The sequence below is a fragment of the Mycobacterium sp. Marseille-P9652 genome, from assembly GCF_902652685.1.
GTDB lineage: Bacteria > Actinomycetota > Actinomycetes > Mycobacteriales > Mycobacteriaceae > Mycobacterium.
The window spans coordinates 83,676-98,946 of record NZ_CACRUY010000008.1 but is presented as its reverse complement, the minus strand read 5'-3'; the positions used below and the strand labels follow the sequence as shown (position 1 = coordinate 98,946).

The following is a 15,271-nucleotide window of genomic DNA, read 5'->3' as shown; positions in this document are numbered from 1 at the left end:
GGAAGAGCCATGGATGTGAACTGGGCACCGCTGCCGGTGCCGTGGGCGGTCCAGACCCCGGACCGCATCCCCAAGCAGCGCTACTACGACCCCGAGTTCTACGCCGCGGAGTGCGAGATGCTCTGGCCGCGGGTGTGGCAGATGGCCTGCCGGCTGGAGGAAATCCCGAAGCCCGGCGACTACGTCGAGTACGAGATCCTCGACGAGTCGATCATCGTCGTCCGGCTGGACGCCGACACCGTGCGCGCCTACCACAACGCCTGCCGCCACCGGGGGGTCAAGCTGGTGGAGGGTGGCGGCAACCGCCGCACCTTCGTATGCCCCTTCCACGGCTGGTGCTGGGGCATCGACGGCCGCAACACCTTCGTCCTGCGTCCCGAGGAGTTCGACGAGCACAACCTGAATTCCGAAGATCTGCGGCTGGTTTCGGTCCGCTGCGAGCTCTGGGGCGGGTGCGCATGGATCAACCTCGACACCGACGCGCCGCCGCTGCGGGACTGCTTCGAGCCGTTCGCCTCCATCTACGACGAGTGGAAGGTGGAGTCGCTGCGGGTCGAGTGGTGGCAGGCGTGCCGGCTGCCGGTGAACTGGAAGCTGGCCACGGCGGCCTTCATGGAGGGCTACCACGTCCCCCAGACGCACCCGCAGCTGCTGCCGTCCTCGATGCCGAAGACGTCCAAACCGGGGCTGGCCCAGACGAACCTGTACTTCATGCGCACCCTCGGCGAGGGCATGGCGGGCATGACCCACGAAAACGACATCCGCATCGCCGAGGGCCTGCAGGCCATGGAGCTACCGGCGGACCCGGCGGCGGCGATGGCCGCCTGGCGGCACGCGCTGAACGACGCTGTCGTCGCCTGGCACCTGGCCTGCGGCTGCGACATGCCCGACCTCAACGAGCTGGAGCGGCGCGGCATCACCGAAGCAATCAATTTCCTGTTCCCCCACTACTTCCTGCTCCCCCAGTACAGCAGCGCCTCGTCGTACCGGATCCGCCCGCTGGGACCCGAGGAGACGCTGTTCGAGATCTGGTCGCTCACCCGCATCCCACCCGACCAGGTCACCGGCAAGCCGACGCCACCGGAGCCGATGGCGCCGGACGACCCGCGCTGGCCGCCCATCCCCGCCCAGGACTTCGCCAACCTGCCCAGGCAGCAGAAAGGCCTGCACTCCAAGGGGTTTGAGTACATGCGACTGTCCAGCCGCATCGAGGGGCTGATCTCCAACTTCGAGCGGGTCGTCGACGGGTTCCTCGCCGGGCTCCCCTACGACGCCCTGGTCCCCGCGATCCAGAAGACCAACACCACGATCGACGTGCCGATGGCCGATCTGGGCTTCACCGCCCCCGCCGGTACGGTGCCCCGATGACCACCGGGTGGGACCGCTCCGTCGACCTGCTGATCGCGGGCAGCGGCGGCGGCGGCATGGTCGCCGGCCTGGCCGCCATCGACTGCGGCCTCGAGCCGCTGATCCTTGAGAAGCAGCCGCTGGTCGGCGGTTCGACGGGCCTGTCCGGTGGCATCGTGTGGCTGCCCAACAACCCGTTGATGAGGGCCGACGGCATCGCCGACTCGCACGAGGACGGACTGGCCTATCTCGCCGACGTGGTCGGCGACATCGGGCCGGCCTCGTCGCCCGCACGCCGGGAGATGTTCCTCACCGCCGGCTACGAGATGCTCAACTTCCTGATGCGCAAGGGCGTGCGCCTCATGCGCTGCGCCGGATGGAGCGACTACTACCCGAACCACAAGGGCGGCAACGAGGCCGGGCGCGCGGTGGAGGGAATCCCCTTCGACGCCGCCGAACTCGGCGACTGGAGCGACAAGGTGCAGCCCCCGCTCGCCAAGAACTACGGCTACGTGGTGCTCACCAACGAGCTTCGCTCCGTGCAGTACTTCAACCGGTCCCCGCGCGCGTTCGCGGTGGCCACCCGGGTGTTCCTGCGGACCGCCGCCGCGCGGGCCCGCCGGCGTCAGATCCTCACCAACGGCGCCTCGCTCATCGGGCAGATGCTCAAGGCGCTCATCGAACTCGGGGACGGGCAACCCCCGCTGTGGACCGACGCGGCGATGGAGGACCTCATCGTCTCCGACGGCCGCGTGGTCGGCGCCCGGATCTCGCGGGGCGGTGCGACCCTCAACGTCGAGGCGCGCAAAGGTGTGCTGCTGGCTTCGGGCGGATTCGCGCACAACAAGGAGATGCGCCGCCAGTACAGCGGCGACCAGCCGAACGAGGGGCAGTGGTCCATCGCCAACGCGGGCGACACCGGCGAGGCGCTGCAGGCGGCGATGCGGCTGGGCGCCAAGACCGACCTGCTCGACGAGGCATGGTGGCTACCTTCGGTTTTCATCGCGAACGGGGGCGCCGCGGCGGCGTCGCTGGGGTCGGGGCGGCAGCGGCCCGGCGCGATCTACGTCGACTCGACCGCCCGGCGGTTCTGCAACGAGTCGAACTCCTACGTCGAGGTCGGCAAGGCGATGTACGCGAACAAGGCGGTGCCGTGCTGGATGATCTTCGACGACGGGTACGTGCACCGCTACGTCACGAGCGCCAACCCGTTGAAGCGCAATCAGGGCCTGCCGCCCGGGCTGATCGAGACCGGCGCGGTCAAGCGGGGAGACACCGTCGCCGACCTGGCGCGGCAGATCGACCTTCCCGCAGGCGAATTGGCGCGGACCATCGAGCGGTTCAACAAGTTCGCCGCGAAGGGTTTGGACCCGGATTTCGGGCGCGGCCAGTCGGCGTACAACGACTGCCTCGGCGACCCGGGGTACCGGCCCAACGCCGCGGTCGGACCGCTCGACCGCGCGCCGTACTACGCCACCAGGGTGCTGCCATCGGACGTGGGGACGTGCGGCGGCGTGGTCACGAACGAGTACGCGCAGGTGCTCGACGAACACGACCGGGTGATCGACGGCCTCTACGCCACCGGCAACAGCACCGCCACGGTCATGGGGCGGACGTATCCGGGTGCGGGGGCCAGCATCGCCAGCTCGATGGTGTTCGGTTACGTCGCGGCACGCCACGCCGCGGGTCGCCGTGTGGCCGGGGAGCGCAGTCGCTAGCCCGCCCGCGAGCGTGACGCTGTGGTCACGCTCGGCGCCGAAGGTGACGACAGCGTCACGCTGGTGCCCCGCCGGCCTCGTCGCGTTCCACGAAATCCCTTGGTTTCATGCCGGATTGCATCAGCTCGGCCCGCCGCGCCTGGACGTCGGACGCGGCGCCCACCATGTTCGTGAGGATGTGGCTGACCTGCAGGTGCACCCGCATGCCCATCAGCTCCCAGGCCCGCTTGACGTTGTTCTTCACCGCCATCAGCGTGGTCAGCGGGATCTGGGATATCTTGCGCGCCATGTCCTCGACGGTGCCCTCGAGCTCGTCGCGCGGCACCACTTTGTTGAGCAGTCCCCAGTCGAGCGCCTCCTGCGCCGACAGCGTGGGCGCCAGCAGCAGCCAGTCCATGGTGCGGTGCCAGTTCATCATCAGCCACGGCTCGATCATGGTGTGCCCGCCGGGCTCCCCGAGGCTCTGGGCAAGCGGCATCTGGAAATACGCGTCCTCGGAGGCCACGCAGAAGTCGGTCAGCAGGCCCAGATAGATGCCGCCGCCCATGCAGTACCCGTGGATCTGCGAGATCGTCGGCTTGGGGAACTCCCACAGGTACAGGGTGGGCCACAGGAACAGGTCCGCGGTGCCCTTGTACAGGTCCTCGAAGGTGTTTCCGAAGTCGGGGTAAGGGTTTTCGTCCGGTCCCCAGCGGGCGACGTGCCCGCCGCAGAAGCCCTTGCCGTTGGCCTTGAGGATGACGACTTTGATGTCCTTGTCGCGGTCGGCCTCGCGCAGGCAGGTGTCGACTTCGGTGACCAGCACGGCGTCCTTCGTGTTGGCCTTCTCGACCCGGTTCAGGATGATCCGCGCGATCGGCGGCTCGCGTTCGTAGATGACCGCTTCCAGCACGCGACGTTCCATCCACGTGACCTTACCGGGTGATCGGCGTCCCCCGGGAGGTATCAGCGGCGCGCCAGCAGCCAGGCCAGACCCTGCCCCTCACCCGAGTGCAGAACGTCGAGATCGCCGAATGCGGCGCGCAATTCGCCGGGCGCCGCGCGAAACCTGCCGGGTGCCGCCCCCACCTCGCTCAGGACGGCCATCGCCAGCAGGCCGCCCGGCGCCAGGCGCTCGCGGATCGCCCCGTCGAGGCGCCGGTCCCGGAACCGGTGGCACATCAGCACGTCGACCGCGGGACCGGCGGGCAGGCCGCCGTCGAGGTCGACGGCCTCGAAGCGGCAGCGGTCGGCGACACCGGTGCGCCGGGCCAGGTCTCGCGCACGGTCGACGGCCACCGACGAGACGTCGACGCCCCATACCGTCAGCCCCCGCTGCGCCAGCCACACCGCGGCCTGCCCCTGCCCGCAGGCGATCTCGAGCGCCCGTCCGGCCGAGGGGAAGACGTCCGCATAGGGCGCGAAGACGTCGGGTGGGCCGGCGGCAGTCGACGACGGTGGGCCCTCGACGGCGTACCGCTCGTCCCAGTGCCGCCGGTCGTCCTCGGCCATGGGGCCACTCTAGGACCGATCGGCCCCTGGCTGGTTCTCTACACTGGACGGGTGTCCAAAGATGCGCCCGCCCCGGCCGGCGCAGCGCGCCGCTCGGATCGCCGGCCGGGTCAGACGATCCGCAAGGTCCTCGATGCCGGCCTGGAGGAACTTCGCCAGTCCTCCTACGCCAAGCTGACGATGCGGGCGGTCGCGACCCGGGCGGGCGTGTCACCCGCGAGCGCTTACACCTACTTCCCGTCGAAGAGCGCGCTGGTCGCGGCGGTGTACCTGCGCTTCCTGCGCGACCTGCCGATGCACACGGACGTCAACGACACCGCCCGCAGCCGGGTCAGCGCGACCATGCGCGACATGGCCGTGGTGGTGGCCGACGAACCCGAGTTGACCGCCGCGTGCGGTGCGGCCCTGATGGCCGACGATCCGGCGGTGAAACCGATCCGGGACCAGATCGGCGAGGAGGTGTCCCGGCGGATCGCCGCGGCGCTCGGCCCGGGGTGGCCCCGGGCGGTCAGATCCACGCTGCAGATGACGTTCGCCGGTGCGTTGATGACGGCGCGGTTCGTCACGTTCCCGGAGATCGCGGGGCAGCTCGACGAGGCCGTCGGTCTTGTCCTGGGGGCGTCCGCGCCGCGGCCGGAACCGTGAAGCACCCAGCGGCATAGTCGTTTTCGCACGGCACCCTTCGCGCCGTCGATAGCGCCCCCTTAAACGCTATGATCCAGGCATGCGCAGCCACGGGTGGGCGGGGAACACGCCGGCCTCCGACGAGGAGGCGATCGAGCGCATCCTGGACGCCGCCGACAGGATCATCGACGAACGCGGCGCGGCGATGCGGATCGCCGACGTCGCACGGGCTTTGGGCGTGACGAGGCAGACCGTCTACCGCTACTTCCCCGGCACCAAGGCGCTCATGGTGGCGACCGCGATGCGCTCGGCCGACGGGTTCCTCGATCGCCTGGCGTCCCGCCTGAAGGGAGTGACCGATCCGGTGGTGGCGGTGACCGAAGGCATGGCCTTCGCCGTCGAGCAACTGGCCACCGACACCCAGCTCGAATTGGTGCTCAATCAGCGCCGTCATGGCGGCCACGCGGTCCCCATCGTGTCGGACACGGCGCTGGCCTTCAGCCGCTCGATGCTGCACAGTTTCGACATCGACTGGGAGACTTATGGATTCGATGATGCCGGCCTGGACGAGTTGAGTGAATTCTGCCTACGGGTGCTGCACTCGTTCCTCGCCGACCCCGGACGGCCGCCACGCGGTGGGGACGGCCTGCGCCGCTATCTCACCCGTTGGATCGGCCCGGCGATCGCCTACCCGCAGATGATGCGCGCGATGGAATCTCTTCGATCCCCGGAGCCGAGCGGCTCGCGCCGACGGCCGTCGAGGGCGTCCTGACCCCAGGTTGATCGATGGGTGGTTGATCGATCCCCGCACTTCGGGGATTCTCGACGGGTCGACGTCGACGACAACCGTAGGAGCGAACGTGGCGGGTGTGGGACAGATCGCGCTGAACAGCGCCCCGGTTTTCGGTGGTGTGATGCTGGCCGTCGCGGCCGGCCAGTTCAGGGCCCCCAATTTTCGGGAGCTGATCAAGCAGGACATGGAGCTGCTCGAGCGGCTGCCGCCCGAGGCCTCCCGACGGCGCGCCGAGCTGCAGCGCACGATCGACGACCGCGTCGACGACCTGATCGAGGCCAGCGACAGGGGTCGCGCGCTGCGGGTGGCCGCTTTCTCCTACCGGGGGAACTGGCGCGATGTGGTGCTGCTGCTGTGCGTGGTGCTGTTCACGGTCATCTGGTGGGACGTCAACCACAGCCGGAGTAATTGGCTGCCGACGTTCATCCTGCTGATCGTGCTGTCAATTGTCGCCGCCGCGTACACGATTCGCGGGATGATGCGGTCGGCCAGTGCGCTCGTCCACCGGCGGCGTGCGGTCGGCGGCCCGGACGGGCCGGCCGATCCGAACCCCCCGACATGACGCCGTCCGCGCGGCGGGGCCCGTCCGGCCCGGAATCGCTCAACGAGCGGCCGGCATCGCCCTGTGAAAAAATTTCCGACGTGATGTCGCGTCTCGCCGCCCTGCTGTGCTCGGCCTTCGCGCCCGCCTGGGCCGCGGTCGCGGCGCCGCCGTCCGCTTCCGCCGAGCCGTGTCCCGACATCGAGGTGGTCTTCGCCCGCGGCACCAACGAACCGCCCGGTGTCGGGCGCGTCGGTCAGAGCTTCGTCGACAGCCTGCGCTCACACGTCGGGGGGAAGTCGCTCGGCGTGTACCCGGTCAACTATCCGGCCACCACCGACTTCCCGACGGCGGTCGACGGGGTCACCGATGCGGGCACCCACATCGAACACATGGCGGCGAGCTGCCCGAGGACCAGGCTGGTGCTGGGCGGCTACTCGCAGGGCGCGGCCGTGATCGGGTTCGTCACCGACAGCGCGGTTCCCGACGGCGCGCACCTGGTGCAGGCGCTGCAGCCGATGCCGTCCGACGTCGCCGGGCACGTCGCCGCGGTGACGCTGTTCGGCAAGCCGTCAGGCCAGTTCATGAGCATCATCAACGAGCCGCCCGTGACGGTCGGCCCGCTCTATGCCGCCAAGACACTCGAACTGTGCGTGCCGGGCGATCCGATCTGCACGGGCGGCGGGGACCCGACCGCCCATCGGCGCTACGTCGAGACGGGAATGGTCGACCAGGCGGCCGATTTCGCCGCCGGTCGCCTCTGACGCCTACCGGAGTTCGCCGCCCGTGGAAGTATTGGGCCGGAAGCTTTCAGCTCTCGACCGAGGGGCGCGCGTGGCGGTGGATAGGGAACCGGACCGGGACGGCATCCGAAGCGACGTGGGCGGCGTCGACTTCGACGTCGCCGACCGGCTGGCCATCATCAACCTGTTCGGTGCCTACGCCCACACGTACGACGAGAACCGCCTGGACGAGTTCCGCGCGCTGTTCACCGAATCACCCGAGCTCGTCCTGCTGCACGACGGCGCGCCGCTGTCCGGCGACATCGACACCGTCATGAGCCTGCTCGCCGCCAGGAAGGCCGCGTTCAAGGCCGAGAACAATCAACGGCGCCACGCGCTCGACTCGTTCTGGATCGCCGGCCAAACCGCCGACGAAGCGACCGGGCACTGCTATGTCCAGGTGTTTGCCGTCAAGGACGGCGGCCCGCCCACGCCCGACCTGACCGGCCGCTACGAGTTCACCGCCGTCAAGCAGCACGGGTCCTGGCGTTTTCACCGCTGGGTGGTGGTGATCGACCAGACGCAAGCCTGAGGAGTGGTAGCGGCTCAGAACCCCGGCGCGGTCTCGAGGACCTCGAGCGCTGCGTCGATGTGGGGAACGACCGTCGGGCCGTAACTGTTCACGACCTGCCCGAGCGCCCGTGCGACGTGGGGACCCACCGCGGCGGCGGCCAGGACGTGCTCGGCAAGCACGATGCCGTTCACCACGTGCGCGGCGCTCAGGCGACCGTCGGGGGTGACTTCATACCGCCAGTCGCCGATCTGGATCCGCTCCGGCTGCGACCGCAGAAAGCTCCGCCGCGCAGGGGTGAGCAGCACTCCCGGAACACCGCGGAAGACGTTGACCGCCAAGGCGACTCCCCCGGGACCGGACAGGGCGGCGCCGACCACGCGGCTCACCCGCTCCTCGTCGAAGGCGGTCATCGGCCGTTCCTCAATCGCCGGCCCCTCAGTCGCTGAGCGGCAGGACGAGCGACGGCGTCAGGGTCTGCCCCTCGCCGGTGCGGCGCACCGCGGTTCCGGCGACGTAGAACTCGACCGTGTGATGTCCCCACGCGTAATTGGAGATGGCGAAATGCACGCCCACGACGCCGTTGCCGCCGTCGCGCTCGGCTTCGCTCTGCATGCGCGACATCGCGAGCTCGCGCGCCTGATAGTTGCCCTGTGTCCACTGCGGCATCTCGGCGTTGCGACCCACCTGGCTCAGTGTCTTGAGGAAGCCCTGCACGGCGACGTGGAACACGCAGTTGCCCATCACGAACGCGACCGGAGCGAACCCGGAGCGCAGCAGCGTCGTCATGTCCTGCCCGGACAGGTGGCTGGTGAACGCCTGCCCGTTGGGGCGCCGATACGCCCCGGGCTTCTGCACGTAGCGCACGGCAGTGCCGACGGCGATGAACTCGAGGTGCTCCCCCTCGCCCTGATGACGCCATTCCAGGCGCACACCGACCACCCCGTCGGCGCCGAGCGAGTCCGCTTCGGCCTGCATCCGCGACATCGCGTTCCAGCGGGCGCGATACGTCGCCTCCGTGAGCACCGGCAGCTCCGATTGCTGCCGGATGCCCGTGAATTGGTAGCCCACGTGGTAGACGGACACGCCCATCACGAGTTCGATCGGCTCGAAGCCGGCCCCGTGCAGCAGGGCGAACTCGTTGATGGAGAGGTCCGAGGTGAACACCTTCCCGGCATGTGACAGTCGTTCGCTGGCGACGGGGTCGAGCGGATTGGGCTGCATGGTCACCGTTCCCTTCTGTCCCCCCTGCGGTCGAGCCATAGCGTAGGCCGCGCGACCGCCGAACACGACCGTTACGGCCGACCCGCCACCGGGCCGCCGATCATCTCGTGCAACTCCTCCACCGACCACGGGCCGGCGTGGTGATGATCGCGGTAGGCCAGCACCCGCGGCGTCGGCCGGTCGAACCGGCCGACGAAGCCGCCGGCGGCGACAAACACCTGCCCGGTCACGTCGCGAGCCAGGTCGCTCGCCAGGTAGGCGTACGTCGGCGCCGCGAAGGCCGCGGGCGCGCTGTCCAGCGACGCCCGCATCGTCGCCTCGTCCAGCAGGCCCCGCCGGTGCAGATCGGCGATGTGGGCCTCGTACTCAGCGCCGGTGGACAGCCGCGTGCGCGCGCCGGGGCACACCACGTTGGCGCGCACCCCATGAGCCTTGAGCTCCGCCGCGATCGCCATCGTGAGCGCGTTGACGGCGCCTTTGCCCGCCGGGTAGCCGGTGCCGCCGTAGTCGCCGAGAAACGCCACGGAACTGCTGTTGACGATCGTCCCGCGCCCCTGCCCGGCCATGAGCCGCGCCGCGACGCGGCTCGTCTGAAACGTCGTGCCCAGGTGCGCGCCGATCAGACTGTCGAAGTCCTGCGGCGAAATGCTCAGAATCGACGACCCGGGAGGCTCGGCCACCCCGGCGCAATTGATGAGGATGTCCAGCGCCCCGAACGCGGCGACACACGCGTCGGCGAGGGCCTCGGCGACGCGCTGGTCGTTCGCGGCGCCGGCGAGTCCGGTGACACTGCCCCCGGACGCCGCGATCGCCGCGACGGTGTCTTCCACGGCCTTTTCGTCACGGCCGTTGACGACCACGCCCGCCCCGAGGGCGCACAGCAGTTCGGCGACGGCGCGTCCGATCCCCCGGCTGCCGCCGCATACCACCGCCCCTCGCCCGGCGAGCAGCCCATTCATCGACACATCTCTCCAAACGTCTTGTACGACAGCGCCTTCCGAGAAGGGTTCACCCGGGAAGGCGCGACGGGGGTCGGTGGCATCAGCCGACAGTACCCAGCGCCCGGTTAAATGAAAACCGGCATCTTCGTCGGGCTTGTCGCCTTTGCCGGAGCGCTCCGGATCTGCGGTCCCGGAGCGGGAATCGACCTCGAACAGGCACTTCAGATTCTTAAGTATTAATGCTTATGTTTGCCCGAATCTCCTTGGCTGAACTGGGAAGAGTCCGTGACGCCCTAGCCTTCGCGACATCACCAGATCAGGCGTATAGTCACCAGTGAAGTCCGATGAGGACTCTTCGCCGTTTAGCTCAAAGCGGCCAGCCAGCCGCACGGCTGCTGGGCTTGGAATGGCTCCGGCAAATCACCCGAAGTCACCCCTCGTTGGTGTGTGGCTGAAACCCGACCCGACCTCACGTTACGGGTGCAGTGGTGGCGACGGCGAATACCCGCGCTACGTCGCTGCACACGACCTCGATGGATGTGTGCAGTGATGCGATTTTGTTTGCGCGCCAATGTTTTCGTGACGCGTCGGGACCCAAGGAGGCGCTTGAGCCGATGACCGACGTAATGACCAAAGACGTAGTGATTAAGCCGGCAACCGCCCGGCCCGCCAGTTCGCACTCGGACGATTCCTATGACGACGTTGTCGAGATGTTCGTGGCGCTGCGCACAATGCCGGCCGAATCGCACGAGTACAGCAGACAACGGGAGCGAATCGTGTCCCGGTGCCTGCCCCTGGCCGACCATGTGGCCAGCCATTTCGCGCGCCGCGGGGAAGGTCACGACGACCTGACCCAGGTGGCGCGCGTAGGACTGATGAACGCGGTCAACCGGTTCGACCCCGACAAGGGGCCCAGCTTCATCGGGTTCGCCGTTCCCACCATGATGGGTGAAGTCCGCCGTTACTTCCGCGACTACAGCTGGGGCATGCGCGTACCCCGCCGGTTGCGGGAGCTTCACGTGCAGATCAGCCGCACGACATCGGAGCTGGCTCAGAAGCTGGGGCGCGCACCCACCGCGGGTGAGTTGTCCGAGGTGCTGGAGGTCCCGCGCGAGGAGATCATCGAATGCCTCGTCGCCGGCGACGCGTACCGCCTCGACTCCCTCGATGCCCCCATGGGGGCCGATAGTTCGGGAACGCCCCGGCTGGTCGCCGACGCGGTGGGCGAGGTCGACCCGCAGATCGAGCACATCACCAACCGGGAGGCGGTGCGCGTGCTGGTGGACGGGCTGCCGCAGCGCGAACGCGACGTCCTGCGCATGCGATTCTTCGAATCGATGACGCAGAGCCAGATCGCCGAACGAATCGGCGTGTCACAGATGCAGGTCTCGCGCATCCTGGCGAGCACCCTGCGTTGCCTGCGGGACCGCCTCGAATAGCGCACCCGTTCCCGGCCGGGCCCTTCCCCGGCACGCTCGGGCACAGCGGAGATGTACTGTGCCATTCGGACGTGTCGCCTTCAAGGACCTGGACGGGAGCGCGGTGTGACGAAACTTTCTCAGCTCGTGGTCGCGGGCGTGGTGGCGGGGGCGGCCCTGACCGGCTCGCTGGCCGGATGCGACAGCAAGAAGACGGGAACGCCGTCGACGCCAGGATCGTCGAGCAGCGGCACGTCAGCGCCGTCGGCGTCAACCTCGGCGTCGACGTCGGCGCCGGGGTCGGCACAGCCGAACGACTACACCGGGCTGCTGATCCAGGCGTCCGACATCGATGCACCGATCCCGTTCACGGGCGCCCCGCCGACCGCCAACCCCAACGGGCAACCGGGCGTCGCGACCACGTTCAGCAACGACGACGGCAGTCGCATCATCAAGGACACCATTCAGGTGCTCGCGGACCCCGGTGCGGCCACCAACGCCCTGAACAGTGCCAAGAGCGGGCAGTCCAATGCCATCAAGAACCCGACGACCCAGCCGTCCTCCGTGGGCGCCGGTGGGACGACGCTGCTGGGCAATTCACCGGATGGTTCCAAGGGTGTGACGCTGCTGCTCTTCACCGAGGGCAGGGCGTTCGTCACGCTGGAGTTCGACGGCCCCAAGGACATGCTCGCGCCGCCGGACTTCGTCACCGACGTCGGCCAGAAGCAAGACGCGGCCATCAAGAAGGGGCTGGGTAGCTAGGCCGGCGTCGTCGCCGGACCAACCTGGATCGAGCCTCAACCACCACCAGCCGAGGAGTGTGATGACCGTCATCGGCGGGCTGCCGGCCCATGCCCTGTTTCTGCATTTCATCGTGGTGCTCGTACCACTCACCGCGTTGCTGGAGGTCGTGTGCGGCTTCTGGCCCGCCGCCCGGCGCGGTCAGCTGCTATGGCTGACGTTGCTCCTGGCCGTGGCGAACATGGTTCTGACGCCGATCACGATCGACGCCGGCGAATGGCTCTACGACCTGAGGGCCAAGCCCAGCCCCATCCTGCAAGAGCATGCCGAGCGCGGCCAGGCGATGATCTATTTCTCCGGGGCGCTGCTGTTGATCGCGATCGGATTGGTCGTCCTGCGCTTCACCGAAGGCCGGTTCGAAAGCCGGCGCACCGCAATCAATGTCGCGGTCGGGATACTGACGCTCGCCGTCGGCATCGCCTCGACGGTCCAGATCTACCGGGTCGGTGACGCCGGCGCCCAATCCGTCTGGGGCGGCGAGATCGAGCACCTGAAGAAGGCGCACCCGGGGGGTTAGGGCGCCGTCGCGGCGCCCGCGGGCAGGCCGCTCGACGGAGCGTCCTGGGCGGGCGTCGGCGTCAGGAGGAACAACCGGAACCGGCGGGTGCCGGCGCGCTCCTGAGCGACCCGATAGTTCGGCCACTGCGCCACGACGGTCGCCCAGGCCCGGTCTCGTTCGGCCCCGTTGAGCAACCGGACCTTGGCTACGAAGCGGTGGCCGCGCTCGCGCACCGTGACCCGCTCGCTCGCCAGGAGATTCGCCGACCACGACGGGTGACGCTCGCGGCCCCAGTTCGAGGCGACCACCACCAGTCCGTCGGGCATCGGCACGTATTGCACCGTCGCCGTGCGCGCGAGGCCCGTCTTGCGGCCCGAGGTGACGATGCGAACGTTCGGCACGCCGAACAGGTCCAGGACGCCGGCCCGGCCGGTGGTGACGAACCGGATCACTTCCTCGAGGCTTTCGGCGATGCGGTGCCGGTCGAGAACCAGCAGGCGGTAGGCCGTCGGGTTGCGCGCCAGGCGTTGCAGCGGATTCATGGCGAGACCCTAAGCCGCGCCGCTGGACCCGGGGCGTCGGGCCGGTGAACGGCCGGTGACGGGGCGCGCGGGCATGTGAGTTAAATAAACTGCTTGATTTAACATGGAGGGCCGTGTTCACTGAGACGATGACCGCCGAGCGGCTGGCGCGTTCCCCCAGGTCGATGAACACGCGAGAGGCGATCCTGTCGGCCGCGGAGGTGTTGTTCGCGGAGCGCGGCATGTACGCCGTGTCCAATCGGCAGATCAGCGAGGCGGCCGGGCAGGGCAACAACGCCGCCGCCTGCTACCACTTCGGCACCCGAACGGACCTGCTGCGGGCGATCGAGAGCAAGCACCGGGCGCCCATCGAGGAACTGCGGACGCAGATGCTCGACGGCATCGGCGATTCGGCCGAGCTTCGCGACTGGGTGGGCGCGTTGGTGCGCCCGCTCACCGAGCACCTCGCCGCGCTCGGCACGCCGAGCTGGTATGCACGGTTCGCGGCCCAGGCGATGGCCGACCCCACCTACCGGCACGTGGTCACCAGGGACGCCCTCACCTCGCCGCTCCTGGTGCGCACGATCGACGGCATCAACCGCTGCCTGCCGGACCTGCCCCGGCGCGTGCGTGCCGAGCGCATCGTGATGGTCCGCAACCTGCTCATGCACACCTGCGCCGAGCACGAGGCGGCGCTGGCCGAACACGGCCCCCAAGCACGGTCGGCCTGGCCGGTCGCCGGGGAGGGCCTGATCGACGCGATCGTCGGGCTGTGGCGCGCGCCGGTGCACGTTGGTCCGGCGGGTTGGGGTTCGAGCAAGGAGGACGATGACCGACACGTTCACGGCTGATGAGACCGGCGTCCCGGAATTCCCGATGACGCGGGCGCCGGGATGCCCGTTTGCCCCGCCGCCACAATCGTTGGCGCTCAATCAAACCCGTCAGTTGAGCAGGGTGCGGATCTGGGACGGCAGCACGCCCTGGCTGATTCACGGATACGACGCGATCCGCGCGTTGTTCGCCGACTCGCGCGCCAGCGTCGACGACCGGCTGCCCGGCTACCCGCACTGGAACGAGGGAATGCTCGCGACGGTGCACACGCGCCCGCGCTCGGTGTTCACCTCCGACGCCGAGGAGCACACCCGCTTCCGCCGGATGTTGTCCAAGCCGTTCACGTTCAAGCGGGTGGAGGCGCTGCGCCCCGCGGTCCAGAAGATCACCGACGACCACATCGACGCGCTGCTGGCCGGCCCGAAACCGGGCGACATCGTCAGCACGCTGGCGCTGCCCGTGCCGTCGCTGGTGATCAGCGAGCTGCTGGGTGTGCCGTACGAGGACGCCGAGTTCTTCCAGCAACAGGCCCAGCGCGGCATGGGGCGATACGCGACCGCCGAGGACACCGCGCAGGGCGCCGCCTCGCTGGCCAAGTACCTCGCCAACCTCGTGCGGGCCAAGATGGGCGGTCCCTCGGAGGACTTGGTGTCCGACCTCGCCGAGCGCGTCAACGCCGAGGAGCTGAGCGTCCGGGAGGCGGCCCAGTTGGCCACCGGCGTGCTCATCGCCGGCCACGAGACGACCGCGAACATGATCAGCCTCAGCGTCGCGGCGCTGCTCGACCATCCCGAGCAGCTCGCCTTTCTGCGCGACGCCGACGACCCGAAGGCGGTCGCGGTCGCGGTCGAGGAGCTGATTCGGTATCTCAGCATCATCCAGACCGGCCAGCGCCGCATCGCAGTCGAGGACATCGAGGTCGGCGGCGAGACGATCCGCGCGGGCGAGGGCATCATCCTCGACGTCGCCCCGGCCAATTGGGATGCGCGCCAGTTCCCGGAGCCCGAACGGTTGGACCTGCGGCGCGACGACGGACCGCATGTCGGATTCGGGTATGGCCGCCACCAGTGTGTGGGTCAGCAGCTGGCCCGGATGGAACTGCAGATCGTCCTGCCCACTCTGTTCCGCCGGATCCCGACGCTGCGGCTGGCGGTGCCGGTCGAGGAGCTTCCGTTCAAACACGATTCGTTGGCCTACGGTGTGTACGAGCTGCCCGTGACATGGTGAGG

18 protein-coding genes are annotated in these 15,271 nt (G+C 68.9%); 12 read left to right on the top strand and 6 right to left on the bottom strand.

Annotation, left to right across the window (positions count from 1 at the left end; translation table 11 throughout):
• Positions 1-9: 9 nt before the first annotated feature.
• Together GPY60_RS07200 and GPY60_RS07195 are read left to right on the top strand one after the other, a co-directional pair.
• Entirely contained in the window at positions 10-1,368 is a 1,359-nt protein-coding gene (locus GPY60_RS07200) for an aromatic ring-hydroxylating oxygenase subunit alpha (RefSeq protein ID WP_156686947.1), read from the top strand.
• Complete coding sequence (locus GPY60_RS07195) at positions 1,365-3,065, top strand: FAD-binding protein (RefSeq protein ID WP_156686946.1); 1,701 nt, start codon at positions 1,365-1,367, stop codon at positions 3,063-3,065. Before GPY60_RS07200 ends, GPY60_RS07195 begins: the two co-directional genes overlap by 4 nt.
• Before the next feature lie 55 nt (positions 3,066-3,120).
• On the opposite strand, the gene GPY60_RS07190 is transcribed toward GPY60_RS07195, so the two are convergent.
• The gene (locus tag GPY60_RS07190) at positions 3,121-3,969 is read right to left on the bottom strand and encodes an enoyl-CoA hydratase-related protein (RefSeq protein WP_156686945.1); all 849 of its coding nucleotides are present in this window, start codon (positions 3,967-3,969) and stop codon (positions 3,121-3,123) included.
• A 41-nt stretch (positions 3,970-4,010) separates the two neighbouring features.
• On the bottom strand, positions 4,011-4,556 hold the full coding sequence (locus GPY60_RS07185) for a class I SAM-dependent methyltransferase (RefSeq protein WP_156686944.1): 546 nt from the start codon (positions 4,554-4,556) through the stop codon (positions 4,011-4,013).
• Between the two features lie 51 nt (positions 4,557-4,607).
• Between GPY60_RS07185 and GPY60_RS07180 the strand changes: the two genes are divergently transcribed.
• From GPY60_RS07180 to GPY60_RS07160, 5 genes are all read left to right on the top strand, one after another.
• Complete coding sequence (locus GPY60_RS07180; RefSeq protein ID WP_231639421.1) at positions 4,608-5,201, top strand: TetR/AcrR family transcriptional regulator; 594 nt, start codon at positions 4,608-4,610, stop codon at positions 5,199-5,201.
• Positions 5,202-5,280: 79 nt separating this feature from the next.
• Entirely contained in the window at positions 5,281-5,952 is a 672-nt protein-coding gene (locus GPY60_RS07175) for a TetR/AcrR family transcriptional regulator (protein WP_156686943.1), read from the top strand.
• 142 nt (positions 5,953-6,094) lie between these two features.
• Positions 6,095-6,535 carry a hypothetical protein gene (locus GPY60_RS07170; RefSeq protein WP_197283578.1) on the top strand — a complete coding sequence of 147 codons (441 nt, stop codon included), beginning with the start codon at positions 6,095-6,097 and terminating at the stop codon, positions 6,533-6,535.
• 83 nt (positions 6,536-6,618) lie between these two features.
• Positions 6,619-7,278, top strand: coding sequence for a cutinase family protein (locus GPY60_RS07165; RefSeq protein ID WP_156686995.1), 660 nt, complete (start codon positions 6,619-6,621; stop codon positions 7,276-7,278).
• A 70-nt stretch (positions 7,279-7,348) separates the two neighbouring features.
• The gene (locus GPY60_RS07160) at positions 7,349-7,828 is read left to right on the top strand and encodes a nuclear transport factor 2 family protein (protein WP_231639419.1); all 480 of its coding nucleotides are present in this window, start codon (positions 7,349-7,351) and stop codon (positions 7,826-7,828) included.
• A gap of 14 nt (positions 7,829-7,842) precedes the next feature.
• Here the strand turns inward: GPY60_RS07160 and GPY60_RS07155 are convergent, their stop codons facing one another.
• From GPY60_RS07155 to GPY60_RS07145, 3 genes are all read right to left on the bottom strand, one after another.
• Positions 7,843-8,220: a DUF5073 family protein gene (locus tag GPY60_RS07155; protein ID WP_156686940.1), complete on the bottom strand. Its 378-nt coding sequence runs from the start codon at positions 8,218-8,220 to the stop codon at positions 7,843-7,845.
• 25 nt (positions 8,221-8,245) lie between these two features.
• The gene (locus GPY60_RS07150) at positions 8,246-9,031 is read right to left on the bottom strand and encodes a heavy metal-binding domain-containing protein (RefSeq protein ID WP_156686994.1); all 786 of its coding nucleotides are present in this window, start codon (positions 9,029-9,031) and stop codon (positions 8,246-8,248) included.
• Positions 9,032-9,102: 71 nt separating this feature from the next.
• A complete protein-coding gene (locus GPY60_RS07145) occupies positions 9,103-9,990 on the bottom strand; it encodes an SDR family NAD(P)-dependent oxidoreductase (protein ID WP_156686939.1) in 888 nt (295 codons plus the stop codon).
• A 608-nt stretch (positions 9,991-10,598) separates the two neighbouring features.
• On the opposite strand from GPY60_RS07145, the gene GPY60_RS07140 reads away from it, so the two are divergent.
• The 3 genes from GPY60_RS07140 to GPY60_RS07130 all read left to right on the top strand — a co-directional run bounded on the left by GPY60_RS07140 (position 10,599) and on the right by GPY60_RS07130 (position 12,708).
• On the top strand, positions 10,599-11,411 hold the full coding sequence (locus GPY60_RS07140) for a SigB/SigF/SigG family RNA polymerase sigma factor (protein WP_156686993.1): 813 nt from the start codon (positions 10,599-10,601) through the stop codon (positions 11,409-11,411).
• Positions 11,412-11,537: 126 nt separating this feature from the next.
• Entirely contained in the window at positions 11,538-12,152 is a 615-nt protein-coding gene (locus tag GPY60_RS07135) for a hypothetical protein (protein WP_156686992.1), read from the top strand.
• A gap of 61 nt (positions 12,153-12,213) precedes the next feature.
• Positions 12,214-12,708, top strand: coding sequence for a DUF2231 domain-containing protein (locus GPY60_RS07130; protein ID WP_156686938.1), 495 nt, complete (start codon positions 12,214-12,216; stop codon positions 12,706-12,708).
• Here GPY60_RS07130 and GPY60_RS07125 read toward each other — a convergent pair.
• Entirely contained in the window at positions 12,705-13,232 is a 528-nt protein-coding gene (locus tag GPY60_RS07125; protein WP_156686937.1) for a nitroreductase family deazaflavin-dependent oxidoreductase, read from the bottom strand. The two genes, GPY60_RS07130 and GPY60_RS07125, sit on opposite strands and share 4 nt — an antisense overlap.
• Positions 13,233-13,345: 113 nt before the next feature.
• Between GPY60_RS07125 and GPY60_RS07120 the strand changes: the two genes are divergently transcribed.
• Entirely contained in the window at positions 13,346-14,062 is a 717-nt protein-coding gene (locus GPY60_RS07120; protein ID WP_156686936.1) for a TetR/AcrR family transcriptional regulator, read from the top strand.
• Entirely contained in the window at positions 14,040-15,269 is a 1,230-nt protein-coding gene (locus GPY60_RS07115; protein WP_156686935.1) for a cytochrome P450, read from the top strand. Before GPY60_RS07120 ends, GPY60_RS07115 begins: the two co-directional genes overlap by 23 nt.
• The last annotated feature ends 2 nt before the right edge of the window (positions 15,270-15,271 follow it).

What these genes read in the sequence shown, in the direction of transcription:
- GPY60_RS07200 (WP_156686947.1), top strand. Translation starts at nt 10, where the DNA reads ATGGATGTGAACTGGGCACCGCTGCCGGTGCCGTGGGCGGTCCAGACC.
- GPY60_RS07195 (WP_156686946.1), top strand. Translation starts at nt 1,365, where the DNA reads ATGACCACCGGGTGGGACCGCTCCGTCGACCTGCTGATCGCGGGCAGC.
- GPY60_RS07190 (WP_156686945.1), bottom strand. Translation starts at nt 3,969, where the DNA reads ATGGAACGTCGCGTGCTGGAAGCGGTCATCTACGAACGCGAGCCGCCG.
- GPY60_RS07185 (WP_156686944.1), bottom strand. Translation starts at nt 4,556, where the DNA reads ATGGCCGAGGACGACCGGCGGCACTGGGACGAGCGGTACGCCGTCGAG.
- GPY60_RS07175 (WP_156686943.1), top strand. Translation starts at nt 5,281, where the DNA reads ATGCGCAGCCACGGGTGGGCGGGGAACACGCCGGCCTCCGACGAGGAG.
- GPY60_RS07170 (WP_197283578.1), top strand. Translation starts at nt 6,095, where the DNA reads ATGCTGGCCGTCGCGGCCGGCCAGTTCAGGGCCCCCAATTTTCGGGAG.
- GPY60_RS07165 (WP_156686995.1), top strand. Translation starts at nt 6,619, where the DNA reads ATGTCGCGTCTCGCCGCCCTGCTGTGCTCGGCCTTCGCGCCCGCCTGG.
- GPY60_RS07155 (WP_156686940.1), bottom strand. Translation starts at nt 8,220, where the DNA reads ATGACCGCCTTCGACGAGGAGCGGGTGAGCCGCGTGGTCGGCGCCGCC.
- GPY60_RS07150 (WP_156686994.1), bottom strand. Translation starts at nt 9,031, where the DNA reads ATGCAGCCCAATCCGCTCGACCCCGTCGCCAGCGAACGACTGTCACAT.
- GPY60_RS07145 (WP_156686939.1), bottom strand. Translation starts at nt 9,990, where the DNA reads ATGAATGGGCTGCTCGCCGGGCGAGGGGCGGTGGTATGCGGCGGCAGC.
- GPY60_RS07140 (WP_156686993.1), top strand. Translation starts at nt 10,599, where the DNA reads ATGACCAAAGACGTAGTGATTAAGCCGGCAACCGCCCGGCCCGCCAGT.
- GPY60_RS07130 (WP_156686938.1), top strand. Translation starts at nt 12,214, where the DNA reads ATGACCGTCATCGGCGGGCTGCCGGCCCATGCCCTGTTTCTGCATTTC.
- GPY60_RS07125 (WP_156686937.1), bottom strand. Translation starts at nt 13,232, where the DNA reads ATGAATCCGCTGCAACGCCTGGCGCGCAACCCGACGGCCTACCGCCTG.
- GPY60_RS07115 (WP_156686935.1), top strand. Translation starts at nt 14,040, where the DNA reads ATGACCGACACGTTCACGGCTGATGAGACCGGCGTCCCGGAATTCCCG.